General features: G+C 43.6%; 12 protein-coding genes. 4 read left to right on the top strand and 8 right to left on the bottom strand.

The genetic code is table 11. The features are described 5' to 3' along the window. The 3 genes from IM485_RS01460 to IM485_RS22615 all read left to right on the top strand — a co-directional run. On the top strand, positions 1-290 hold a 290-nt coding region (locus IM485_RS01460), incomplete at its 5' end, for a hypothetical protein (protein ID WP_287740763.1). 399 nt (positions 291-689) lie between these two features. Beyond that, on the top strand, positions 690-995 hold the full coding sequence (locus tag IM485_RS01455) for a protealysin inhibitor emfourin (protein WP_104398211.1): 306 nt from the start codon (positions 690-692) through the stop codon (positions 993-995). A 33-nt stretch (positions 996-1,028) separates the two neighbouring features. Then, entirely contained in the window at positions 1,029-1,184 is a 156-nt protein-coding gene (locus IM485_RS22615) for a DUF4914 family protein (RefSeq protein WP_353845995.1), read from the top strand. Between the two features lie 240 nt (positions 1,185-1,424). Here the strand turns inward: IM485_RS22615 and gloB are convergent, their stop codons facing one another. Together gloB and IM485_RS01445 are read right to left on the bottom strand one after the other, a co-directional pair. Next, complete coding sequence (gene gloB, locus IM485_RS01450; RefSeq protein ID WP_104398212.1) at positions 1,425-2,198, bottom strand: hydroxyacylglutathione hydrolase; 774 nt, start codon at positions 2,196-2,198, stop codon at positions 1,425-1,427. 45 nt (positions 2,199-2,243) lie between these two features. Next, a complete protein-coding gene (locus IM485_RS01445; protein ID WP_287740758.1) occupies positions 2,244-4,094 on the bottom strand; it encodes a polysaccharide deacetylase family protein in 1,851 nt (616 codons plus the stop codon). Positions 4,095-4,561: 467 nt separating this feature from the next. On the opposite strand from IM485_RS01445, the gene IM485_RS01440 reads away from it, so the two are divergent. Further along, positions 4,562-5,713 (top strand): NAD-dependent epimerase/dehydratase family protein, encoded by a 1,152-nt coding sequence (locus IM485_RS01440; RefSeq protein WP_287740755.1) that lies wholly within the window; start codon positions 4,562-4,564, stop codon positions 5,711-5,713. Positions 5,714-5,814: 101 nt separating this feature from the next. On the opposite strand, the gene IM485_RS01435 is transcribed toward IM485_RS01440, so the two are convergent. The 6 genes from IM485_RS01435 to hpsL all read right to left on the bottom strand — a co-directional run bounded on the left by IM485_RS01435 (position 5,815) and on the right by hpsL (position 11,713). Further along, a complete protein-coding gene (locus IM485_RS01435; protein ID WP_104398214.1) occupies positions 5,815-6,315 on the bottom strand; it encodes a Spy/CpxP family protein refolding chaperone in 501 nt (166 codons plus the stop codon). Positions 6,316-6,335: 20 nt separating this feature from the next. After that, positions 6,336-6,710 (bottom strand): hypothetical protein, encoded by a 375-nt coding sequence (locus tag IM485_RS01430; protein WP_104398215.1) that lies wholly within the window; start codon positions 6,708-6,710, stop codon positions 6,336-6,338. Then, a complete protein-coding gene (locus IM485_RS01425) occupies positions 6,710-7,294 on the bottom strand; it encodes a sigma-70 family RNA polymerase sigma factor (RefSeq protein ID WP_104398216.1) in 585 nt (194 codons plus the stop codon). Before IM485_RS01425 ends, IM485_RS01430 begins: the two co-directional genes overlap by 1 nt. 204 nt (positions 7,295-7,498) lie before the next feature. Further along, positions 7,499-8,668 carry a hormogonium polysaccharide biosynthesis glycosyltransferase HpsO gene (gene hpsO, locus IM485_RS01420; protein ID WP_104398217.1) on the bottom strand — a complete coding sequence of 390 codons (1,170 nt, stop codon included), beginning with the start codon at positions 8,666-8,668 and terminating at the stop codon, positions 7,499-7,501. Further along, positions 8,665-9,660: a hormogonium polysaccharide biosynthesis glycosyltransferase HpsN gene (gene hpsN, locus IM485_RS01415; RefSeq protein ID WP_104398218.1), complete on the bottom strand. Its 996-nt coding sequence runs from the start codon at positions 9,658-9,660 to the stop codon at positions 8,665-8,667. The genes hpsO and hpsN overlap by 4 nt, the downstream gene beginning before the upstream one ends. Before the next feature lie 325 nt (positions 9,661-9,985). After that, complete coding sequence (gene hpsL / locus IM485_RS01410) at positions 9,986-11,713, bottom strand: hormogonium polysaccharide biosynthesis protein HpsL (protein ID WP_104398219.1); 1,728 nt, start codon at positions 11,711-11,713, stop codon at positions 9,986-9,988. Between the last annotated feature and the right edge of the window lie 37 nt (positions 11,714-11,750).

Below are 11,750 nucleotides of genomic sequence, written 5' to 3'. Positions count from 1 at the left end.
CCCCTGAAGCATTAGAAACCATGGCCAGTGCTGGCAGCGAGGGAATTGCCCCGATGGGAGGAGCAGAACTCGCGCCCGTGCCTGTCGAGCAACTAGCTTCTCAGGGGGGCGCTGCCGCTTTCACCCTCTTCTCCCCTGAAGAATTAGAAACCATTGCCAGTGCTGGCAGCGAGGGAATTGCCCCGATGGGAGGAGCAGAACTCGCGCCCGTGCCTGTCGAGCAACTTACGTCATTGGCAAGTGGAGAGATCGCTCTGCCGCCTCTACCAGAGCTACCACAAGAAGACTAGGAACCATTTCTAACCTAGTAGTCTGTCAAGATTGAATTGAGGGATAAATTTCCCCCTGCTTCCCCTACCCCCTCTGCTCCCCCTGCTTGTCTCAAACCCATCACTTTAAAATTGACAGAGTCCTAGTGTGGAACGTTCTACCACTGCTTTTAAGCGACAAGGGTGGGTTAGGCGACAATTAGCATTCAAACTCAATCAAAATTTATCAATCCAACCTAACTCACCGTGCAAGCTTTTGTAATGCCATATACATTTTACCCGATAATGCTGGGAGAGCCAGTAGAGATAGGACAACAATTGGCAGGGTCGAAAAGTGAGGCAAGCAGGGAGTTATTTTTGTCCGCCTTCTCAGAATTGCCAAGTCGTGTCGGCAAATTTAATAGTGAGGTTAAAAAGTCGATGAAAATTCAATTCCAACAGTCAGGAGGATTTGCTGGCTTGATCAGGGGATGTGAAATTGATACCCAATTACTCTCCCCTGACGAAGCTGCCCAATTGCAGTCCTTAGTCAGGCAAAGTGGCATCTTGCAATTGCAAAGCCAGAGGACAGAAAATGCTGCCGATCTCTTTAATTATGAGATCGTCATTGAGACTGAGGACGGAAATAGATATAGTATTTCCTCCGACGATAACTCCTTACCTCAAAGTGTCAAGCCTTTGCTTGAGTATCTTCAAAGTCAGTGCCAACCGATTCCCTTAAGGTAAGGTAGGTCAAGAGAAGGGGATTGAAGGGCTACGATTCTTAAAGAATTTTTTGCTCGTCAGATTAAGCAATTTCTCGAACCCGATCTAGATCCTCTGGGTAAAACAATTATTGACTGCTGTCTCTCCGGTGCCAGTTTAGAAGATTATGAAAGTCTGATTCCCTACCCGATCATCAGTGATGAAGATTGAGAGAATTTCTCGAAATATCTCCATGTTGATTGACGAGCGGCTCGGAGTCTCAAAAGACAGCATCGACTAATTAGGGCTGGCTGAATAAATCTAAAAACCTTGTTGGGTAAGACTTTTAGACTTTTTGTCAATCAAAAAGTAGCGGATATGGGAGTGATCGGGGGGAAATTTCAGGGACTTTTTCCCACACCCCACACCCGGCCCCCACCAACAAGCTTATTCAGCAAACCCTAACCACTCCTAACAATTATCTTTTTTCCCCCGCAGCCGTGCAAACACTTGTACTGGTTCGTTGCTATCCATGGTCATTGCCAAAGCGGGACTATCCCAACGCAAAAAAGGATTAGTCAGCTTTTCCGTCCCCAAAATTGCCGGAATCGTGGGCAGATCTTCAGCGCGATTTTTCTCCACTTCCCGATAACGCTGCTGCAAAGCAGCATTATTAGGGTCAACTGTCAAGGCAAACTTTAAATTATTTAACGTATATTCGTGAGCGCACCAAACCCTGGTCTGGTCAGGCAGCGATCGCAATTTAGTTAAAGAAGCCACCATTTGCCCCGGTGTTCCCTCAAATAAACGACCACAACCCCCAGAAAACAGGGTATCACCACAGAATAACTCACCGTAATCTCCGGGGTTAACCGGGGGAAAATAATAGGCAATATGAGCGCGAGTGTGGCCGGGGACAAAGAAAACCTCGGCCCAGCGACCGGCAAATTCCACCCGATCCCCCTCCTCTAAAAACAGCTGCTGGCCCGGAATGCGACCGCGATCCTCCTTTCCCCCATAAACACAAAGATGGGGATAACGATTAATTAAAGCCTGATTAGCCCCCACATGGTCGCCGTGGTGATGGGTATTGAAAATAGCGACTAAATCCACCTGTAAAGCCTCTAATCGCCTGAAAACGGGTTCAGGTTCCGCCGGATCCACCACGGCCGCGATTTTTTGCGCCGGATCGTAGAGGAGGAAAATATAATTATCGGAAAGGGCGTTAAGACGTTCGATCTCCATGGTAGAATTTTGGGCTAAGGTTTAACTCGATCATATAGTGCTAACCTAACTCCCCGCAGGACAGGAATCGGCGAAAATTACGCAGGGAATCCCCACATGATTAATGGGAACAATATAGGTTTCTGTGGGGGGAAATAAAGCGACAACGTGGGGAACAGGACGGGGAGTATAATGCACTTGCGACTGACCTTGATAAGCGAGGGAGGTGCTTGCTCCCGAGTCTAACATCACTGCGTCCCGAAAACCTGCCTGTACTAATAATTCTCCCAAAGACATGGAATCGATCGGATCTCTGGAAACCCCGATTACTGGCTGTCCTGCCTGATTAATCCCCCAAAAAGCCCGGTGACGCAGGGCATCAAAACCGTAAAGTGTACCAAAGGATTCTCGCGATTGTGGTTGTCCATCTTTGACTAACCAAGCGGCCGCGACAAAAGCATCCGTAACCTTGAGATCATTTCTAGCCTCCGCTGCAATTCCTTCTAGGGTATTATGACGGGCAGGATCGAAGAGAAGATAACGCACCCATTGATCGGTAATGATTACTAAAGGACGACCCTCTAACTTGTCGATTTCTCCTTCATATCCCGGGATAAAGCTGCCATTTTGGCTTAAAACTGGCCCGATCATCTGATTTGAGTCCAATTCCTTGAGAGAGAAAAAACCGCCATCTACAGCCGCGATCGCTTCTGTACCGGCGATAATTTCCTCCACTTGATAACGACTATCAGCGTGGATGGTTTTGGGAATCCCGCCACTAATCAGAACAAGTGTATTAGTTGGGAATTCTACTTCCCGTTTTTGGATGGTGGTGGCAAAGTTAAAACCGCCATCGGTACGGGGTAAGGGATCACCTCCCCAAGCTTGCGGGACAATTTCTCGCGTGCGCGATTGTCCAAAGCGTCCAATCGTGAGTAAATCGGGGGATTGTCCAGCAAAATGCTCATCGAGGTCATTCATCGATAAAGCCGCCCGATAACCCGCTTTTTTGACGAATTCCTTCACTCGATCGTCCGCCTTACCTTCCGGATAGGTGAAATAATTAACAGGAATGCCCAATTCTTTTTCTAAGATTTGTTTCGATTGCTTGACTTCTTGCTCCAAATCTGCATCGGACAATAATCTTAAATCCCGGGGATGACTGACACTATGGGAGACAATCTGTACTAGAGGATCGGCGGCCATTTCCTGGAGTTGTTGCCAAGTGACACTGGTTCTGCCGGTTTTTTGAGCCATTTTATTGATATAAATCGAGAAAACGGCGGGATAGTTATATTTTCTCAATAAAGGATAGACATACTGGTAATGTCCCCCATAACCATCATCAAAAGTCAATAAAACCGGTTTAGCGGGAAGGGGGATCCCTGTCCGCAGATGGGAAATTAACCAATCGATACTGATAGGAGTTGCCGCGATTTCCTGCAAAAATTGAAAATGTGCCTCTAATTCGGCGGGAGTAACGTCAAAAAATACCTCTTTTTTCGGTAAAATGTCGTGATACATTAAAATCGGCACTTTTGTCTCTTGAGCGCGGGGATGAATTTCCGGCCAGGGGGCTAATTCGATCGCTGTTGCCGAGTTATTTTGCCAATTATCGAGACTAATATCGTTTTTTTGGAGAGATAGGGAAACAATCACGCGATCGGAGATGTTTTTATAGGTTTTACAATCAAAAACTCTCGATATATCCTTAAAAGAACTATTTTCTAGAACATAATCCGCGCATTCCGGTTGAAACTCCCTAAAAGGTGCGGGGAGAGAATCACCCCCCACCAGAGCATTAGAACGAGGATAGAAAGAAATTGCCCAAATAATCAGACAAGTGACGATAAATGCCAAAAATCCGTATAGGGGAAGGAAAGAAAAGGAAGATTTTTGCCGAGCTTGCCAACGCATAAGATCAAGTAATAAAGTAAAAAGTAAAAAAGAAAAAGTAAAAAAGCAGATAGTCCCTGATTTACCGAAAAAACTGCTTTTTATCTAGATTTTTGGCTTTTGTTTTCTCGTCAGCAAAGCCCACCGATTACAAGCTGAGTTTCCCTATAATCCGTTCCCTTGTCAAGTTTTCTAGAACACCCTCATCAGTTATCAGTTATCAGTTATCAGTTATCAGTGAGCAGTTATCAGTGAGCAGATTTGAGTTTTCAGTGGACAGTAGTAATCAGTGAGCAGTTGTCAATAGACTACCTTTATTGATTCTCCCCATCACCCCACACCCCACACCCCACACCCCACACCCTACACCCTACACCCCACACCCCACACCCCACACCTCACTATGTTCAGGGGGATTAAGCTGGTAAAGCGTGACACAAAACTGCTAGAGTTACCAAAGACGAGTATATAAACTTTACAGATATTGTATGAGAGTTTTGGTTATTGGCGGAGACGGCTATTGTGGTTGGGCAACGGCACTCCATCTATCAAATAGAGGTTACGAAGTAGGCATACTTGATAGTTTAGTTCGTCGCTATTGGGACTTACAATTAGGCTGCGATACCTTAACACCGATCGCACCCATATCTCATCGGATTCAACGCTGGCAAGATCTGACGGGAAAATCGATCGATCTTTTTGTCGGGGATATTAATAACTACGACTTTTTGATTCAATCCCTGCGACAGTTTCAACCAGACACCATTGTTCACTTCGGAGAACAGAGATCTGCACCCTTCTCCATGATCGATCGCGAACACGCAGTTTTAACCCAAGTTAACAACGTGGTTGGCAATTTAAACATCCTCTACGCGATGAAAGAGGAATTTCCCGAAGCGCACCTAGTAAAACTGGGGACCATGGGTGAGTATGGCACACCGAATATAGATATTGAAGAAGGCTACATCAAGATCGAACATAACGGTCGTAAGGATACTTTACCCTATCCCAAACAGCCCGGTAGTATGTACCATCTCAGCAAAGTCCACGATAGCCATAATATCCATTTTGCCTGTCGGATGTGGGGTTTAAAAGCCACAGATCTCAATCAAGGGGTGGTTTATGGAGTCCTCACCGAAGAAACGGGAATGGATGAGATGTTAATTAACCGTCTCGATTACGATGGGGTTTTTGGTACTGCTTTAAACCGTTTTTGTATTCAAGCGGCGATCGGTCATCCCCTGACAGTGTACGGTAAAGGTGGTCAAACGCGAGGATTTTTAGATATCCGCGATACCGTGCGTTGTTTGGAATTAGCGATCGCTAATCCTGCTCAATCCGGGGAATTTCGCGTTTTTAACCAATTTACCGAACTGTTTAGCGTCGGTGACTTGGCACTGATGGTGAAAAAAGCTGGTTCTGCATTAGGGTTAAATGTGGAGATTAACAATCTTGACAACCCGCGCATCGAGTTAGAGGAACATTATTTTAACGCTAAAAACACAAAATTACTCGATCTAGGCCTACAACCTCACTATCTCTCCGATTCTCTCCTCGATTCCCTCTTGAACTTCGCCACCAAGTATAAAAATCGGGTAGATATGAATCATATCCTACCAAAAGTCACTTGGAAACGATAATTTATTAGTAAATGATAAGTTGAGGATGGGTTACTTGCCCATCCTTTGCGTTTTTCTAATGTATCGCCATCAAACTCGATCTTAATCCGCACTGATGGGAATTATTGTCGTCCGCGATTGCGGGAATTAGCGCGACGTTCTTGCATTAACTGGGAAAATTCCGTTCTTTGAGCGGGAGTTAACACTTGACGAATTTCCAAAAAACTCTCAAATTGCAGGTTACTCATTTCTTGGCGATTGCGAGAGATTTGCTGATGTTTAGCACGGATATCTCGATCGGAGGCATTATTCGATAATAAACTATTTAATTCTTGTTCGTTGTTTCTAATGGTTTCTCGCAACTTTTTGGTTTTTTCCTGATATTTCTGACGAATAGCGGCAATTTTCGACTTTTGGTCATTGGTAAGGTTTAATTGTTCGATTAGTCTTTCTCGAGAATTATTCATCCCACGGGGACGACTCTCAGGACGCTGGGGAGAGCTAGTTTGAGCGATAAATAGACGATCTTGGGGATAGGATAGCACAGTGGCAGTTGAGGCCAGGTTAGCGGCCAGAGTTAAAGCCATGGTTGTGCCGAGAATCGAGAGAGTAGAAAGGGACATAATTGACCTCGACAAAGAAATTAAGGATTATAGGTAGAATAGGTGAGTTGAGGCTCGTTTAAGCTCATCCAAGGGGAACTATAAACGCTAGAAGCAGCAATCGGTGGAGCGATGCTATGGTTCCAACTTTCCACTAAAAAAGCTTCTAACTGCTCGTCGGAAATTTGGCTCAGTTGTGGATGAGGATCGGACCAACGATAGGAAGCAAAAATCAGCACAGATAAGGCAGTAATACCAGTTATCCACCCCAATAAAGGCGGCAATTTTGGGAAATTTACTGGCTTTTCTTCCCTAATCATTTGCATTAACTGTTCTTCTTCATCTATCGGTCGAGGTGGCAGCGATGGACGATAGCGACGCAGAAAATTAACCACTTTGTCATCTTCTGGGGACATTAGAGAACTCCTTGTTTTTGCAAAAATTGACCCATGGTTTTACGCGCATAATGAAGACGTGATTTCACGGTACCGAGGGGAATTTCTAAGATTTGAGCGATTTCCTTTTGGGGTAAGTCCTCTAGATCGTGAAGGACAAGGACAGCGCGATGTTCTAAACTGAGAATTTCCAACCCTTGTCGGACCACTTCCTCATAATGCAGTTGCATCAAATCGGGACTATCTTGGGGACGGGATTCGCTATCAAGGGAGTTTTCCTCATCAGTGCTTTTGGCGATCCTCATTTGTCTTTTGGCTAATTGTCGCCGACCATCGATCGCCACATTCCAAGTGATCCGATAAACCCAAGTGGAAAAGTATTCAGGTGAACGCAATTTCGGCAACCCGTGCCACACTCTTAAAAAGACCTCTTGGACAAAATCCTCTAGGAATTCCCGTCCACAGAGTTGATAGAGAGTAGAGCGGATTTTTGGTTGATAAAGACGGTAAAGGTGACGAAAAGCACCCCGATCACCCCTTTGACATTTTAAAATTAACTCTCGATCGCTCACACTTTTTTGCTTCTCGGTTATCACCTCGATCATTCCCCTCACCCCTAGCTACTTGTCCCTTTAGACTAGGGGGTGTCAAGAATGGTTCATAACCAGTGATCAGTTATCAGTGATCAGTTATCAGTTATCAGTGATCAGTTATCAGTGATCAGTTATCAGTTATCAGTTATCAGTGATCAGTTATCAGCTTTTTTCTCCCCACACCCCACACCCCACACCCCACACCCCATCTCCCCATCACCGAAGGAGTAATTGTTGATAGAAATCCAATTGTTTTTGAGCGAGGGCTTTATTAGTATAATTGGTCATTACTCTCTGATAACCCCTCTGGCCTAATTCTTGAGCGAAGCTGGGATTATCTAAGAGAGTTTGTATAGATTTAGCCAGTGCTTCCCCATCTTTTTCGGGAAAAATTAACCCCGTATCAGCAATAACAAAGGGAATTTCTCCTGAATCAGAACCAATAACAGGAACCTGACAGGCCATAGCTTCAATTAAAACATGACCGAATTGTTCTTTCCAACCGACGGCCGTTAAAGTTTTGACCTGATAGGTGATTTCTGAAGGCAAAACTAAAGTGTTCATCAGGTTAATATAATTAACTACTTGATCGTGGGGAACACTTTCCACTATCATCAAGCGATCGCTTATTCCTGCGGCTGTAGCTTCGCTGACTATTTTATCTTTCAAGATGCCCCGACCTAACAGTAATAATTTCCAGTTACCTGTTAATTTAGTTACAGCTTTAATCAGCGTTAGAATGCCTTTTTCTTCCACAAAACGACCGACAAAACCAATCACAAATTCATCGCTTTCAATGCCTAAAGATCGGGCTAAATCGGGTTGCTCGCTGGGGGAAAAAAGAACTTCATCCACGCCTAATTGTGGTAAAACGGTGTATTTACCCCTGTAACCCCGTTCTTTTAAAACATCTACTCCGTCCTGATTACCAGCGATTAAACCATCGGTATTTTTCAGGTTATAAGCTTCTAACCAAGAGATGGGAAATTTAGGAGTATAGGGAAGATTCCACCAAGTAAAAAATACATTTTTAGCTCGTAGATTTAAGAAACGGTTCAGAGTAATAAATTGTGCATAACCGAGAGATTTAGAACCCTGTTCTACTTGAATAATATCAGGTCTAAATTTTTGCAATAAAGGAATTATATCAGTGCCAAAAGTTAATAAAGATTGATTATTTTGGCTAAAATTAGAGATAGGAATGACTTGGAAATTGTCGGCTATTTTCGGTTGACTTTCAATGATTTTATTTTGGACTCCTCCCGGTTGCCAACGTTGGGGAACAACAATAGTAACCTCAATATTGGGATTTAATCTTGTCAGGGAGCGCAGTTTCTCACAGTTGAGATCAACGACATAGGTATGACTAGCGACTAAAATTCTCATAGATTATCTAGTTTTGTATAAATTTGGCCATCATTCCAGAGGGACTTAACTTGAGTTTTCAGAGCATCCAGAAAACCTAAACTATAAAAAATTCCCCTAGAGAGGATTTTAATCGGGGAACCACCCTTATTACAGGGAGGATTGCCAAGAACGTGACAATCAAATAATTTAGCATAGAGTCGCAATTGTTGCGCGGGAGTGAGATTTTTCAGAGCCATCAGAAAGTGATTATGATAAAAAGTCGTCTGATAACTCAAAGAACGAGTGCTAATATCATGACAGCCGCCGGTTTCTTCCCCTAAATGAACCAGATAAGCGGTGGGATCGTACCAGACATGATAGGGAGTCTGGCGTAACCTTAAGCAAAAATCCGATTCCTCGCGCACGGCACTGCCACGAAAGCGTTCATCGAACCAAATGCCGTATTTAGTAAATATATCCCTTCTAAAAGACATATTACAGCCCCGGGCCGAGATTACCTGCTGGGGTTTAGTGGTGTGGACAAGATCGATGTAATACCAAGCAATGCCGGGATCCATGGCTTGGGGGGGTAAAAAGTCGATTTCGTAGGGTTTGCTGGTATCTGTCACCATTTTTTGGGAGTCACCCAATTTCATGCGATCGAATACTCGACCGGCCACTACACCTATCTCAGGATTCTTGACAAAATTCTCACTATGTGCTTTGAGATAATTATCCGGTAGCCGCACATCATCATCGATAAAAAGAACGATATCGCCCTGGGTCCGACGGACTCCATAATTTCTGGCACCGGGTAAACTCGCCCAATCTAGCCGATACCAGCTAATTTTGTGCTGATTAGCCAGATTTTCTAGATAGGATTGTATTTCAAGGCTATGGGTAGCGGTTTGGTCGATAACTAACACCTCAAAATTGGGGTAATCTTGTTTGAGTAGGTCATCGAGAGTATCTTTAAGGGGTTCTTCACGTCGATAGGTGGGTATGATGACAGAAATCGAGGGAAAATTCATAGCAGTAATCAGTAAACAGTAATCAGTAAACAGTAATGGCTCTTCGGTTTGTGTTATGCAATGGACGGGGGTTATAAGGGATGTAACCCTTATATAGAAAGGCATTTAGCGATTTTTGTTGATTTTTTTTGTCTAGAGCGAACTAATCAATTAAGTCTCTTGCCAGATAAGGATTTAGTCGATTTATGCCCCCCGATCAAACCAGACCAAGTAACGAAGAACCACAGTAATCAGTAAAAAGACAGTAGAAAACCGCACACTTAAAAACTCACATCTGATAACTGATAACTGATAACTGATAACTGAAATCTCCAGCACCCATATTTCAAGATAAAGAAACACCCTTGCGTTTAAAATTTAAGCCCTTTTTGGAGGATTTTGTTTCGGTTTCTCCCGCTAGAATTTTAGCCTCTTTTTCCTGTTTTTCAATCACGGGTAATTTAAAAATTACGCCCGCAAATATCCAGTAATAAACCCCCACAGGATCCGTATCGAGGGCATACCAATAGGGAAGATAGGCAACAAAGAGCAGCAAAACCGAATAACTACCAGCAAAACCTCGCAGAGTCGGATCTTTGAGGGAAAGATAGGTGCGAAAAGCCAGATAAACTAGATAGGTCATGAATATCATGTACAAGGCAAAACCAATGTATCCCAACTCCAATAAAACTTTACTGTGATAGGTTTCCAGGAAAGAAATATCACCAAAAACCCTAGCAGAAGCTGTGGCCACACCAAGTCCACGCCCTAAAATACCGCCCTGATTACGGATAGCAAAATCCAACTGTTCTTGAAGAAAAGCGGTGGGGGGACTGCTTTGCCAACGGCTGATGGCACTATCGTAGCGTTGTTGGACAAAATCGGGGTTAAGGAAGGAAAAACCGATAGCTAGGAGTAAAGCGGCGGCAAAAATAATCGGCAAAAATCGTTTTAAGTTAGCGATTTGTCCCGTAAGAATCGTCAGCAGACCAACAATTATCGGTACAGCAAAGAAAGCTAATCTTTGCCCGGATATCACTGCATTAATAAAAACTAGGGTTAAACCCACTAGGGCTGCTAGTCGCCATTTTTGGGAAATTTCACTAAAGGCACTGGCATAACAAATTACGGCACTAGAGACCAAAAACCAAGCCCAGTGCCAGGGAGAAACAAAGGTACCAGGTAAACGTATCATATTCACTTCTGGACTATAGACTAATCCCCCACCGACCAAACACCTTGCCTCTAAGGTGGCTTTGAATAGTGCATCAGCCACATAGCCTCTAGTTCCTACACAACGGCCTGTTTTCAGCATCCAGTATTGCATTAGTCCTAGGACACAACAAATAATCACTAAAGTCACCAAAAGACGACCAAAAAATAATAGGGTGGGTTTATCTTTGATCAAGTAATAAGTGCAGAAGATCAAGGGTACATAACCTAGCAAAACTTTAAACCCTAATAGTCCTTGCAGAAAAGGCTCACTTTGCCGACAGGGAACCTGAACCAAAAAGCCGTTTCTGAAAACTCTCATTCCTTCTACAGATGCACAAGTAGGCAGAAATTGTCTCTGTAAATTGACGGCTAATAGACAGACTACACAGAAAACAAAGATTAATAATAGGGTTGTAGCTAATTGTTTCGGGACAATAATCGGTAATCGCTTTTTTCGACATTCTAAAACTAAGGCGATTAAAGCGGGTAGATAAAGGATATCTTTACTTAGCTGGAGGATTGGATTACCCCCAAACCAATAGACAATAGTTCCAGTGAAGGGGACATAGATAATAAATGTCCAAAGAGCCGTGCGAGGATAGCTAAAGGAGAAAACTCCTAAAATTAAGGCTAAACTTACTGCAGCTCCTATCTTGGGATCAAATAATAAGCTGAGGGGTAATCCGATCAAAATTGCTGCACAAATAGCAAAAACAATCAACCCCGTTAACTTTTGTTTACTTTGTCTTTCTTCTTTTTTGAGGGCAAGTTTCTCCTTGATGTTAGGCGGGCGACTATCGGCTTTTGTTTCCCCTTGTTTATGCTTTTTTTTCTTGCGATCAATACTTAGTCCAGTCATAATTATCCCTTGCTAGGCTAGGCTAAGGGCATTATAA

The organism is Microcystis sp. M169S2 (assembly GCF_020245865.1).
Taxonomy (GTDB): domain Bacteria; phylum Cyanobacteriota; class Cyanobacteriia; order Cyanobacteriales; family Microcystaceae; genus Microcystis; species Microcystis ichthyoblabe_A.
This window is presented reverse-complemented; position numbering and strand designations above follow the sequence as displayed.

Coding starts and splice junctions, on each gene's coding strand:
- IM485_RS01455 (WP_104398211.1), top strand. CDS start 690: ATGAAAATTCAATTCCAACAGTCAGGAGGATTTGCTGGCTTGATCAGG.
- gloB (WP_104398212.1), bottom strand. CDS start 2,198: ATGGAGATCGAACGTCTTAACGCCCTTTCCGATAATTATATTTTCCTC.
- IM485_RS01445 (WP_287740758.1), bottom strand. CDS start 4,094: ATGCGTTGGCAAGCTCGGCAAAAATCTTCCTTTTCTTTCCTTCCCCTA.
- IM485_RS01440 (WP_287740755.1), top strand. CDS start 4,562: ATGAGAGTTTTGGTTATTGGCGGAGACGGCTATTGTGGTTGGGCAACG.
- IM485_RS01435 (WP_104398214.1), bottom strand. CDS start 6,315: ATGTCCCTTTCTACTCTCTCGATTCTCGGCACAACCATGGCTTTAACT.
- IM485_RS01430 (WP_104398215.1), bottom strand. CDS start 6,710: ATGTCCCCAGAAGATGACAAAGTGGTTAATTTTCTGCGTCGCTATCGT.
- IM485_RS01425 (WP_104398216.1), bottom strand. CDS start 7,294: ATGATCGAGGTGATAACCGAGAAGCAAAAAAGTGTGAGCGATCGAGAG.
- hpsO (WP_104398217.1), bottom strand. CDS start 8,668: ATGAGAATTTTAGTCGCTAGTCATACCTATGTCGTTGATCTCAACTGT.
- hpsN (WP_104398218.1), bottom strand. CDS start 9,660: ATGAATTTTCCCTCGATTTCTGTCATCATACCCACCTATCGACGTGAA.
- hpsL (WP_104398219.1), bottom strand. CDS start 11,713: ATGACTGGACTAAGTATTGATCGCAAGAAAAAAAAGCATAAACAAGGG.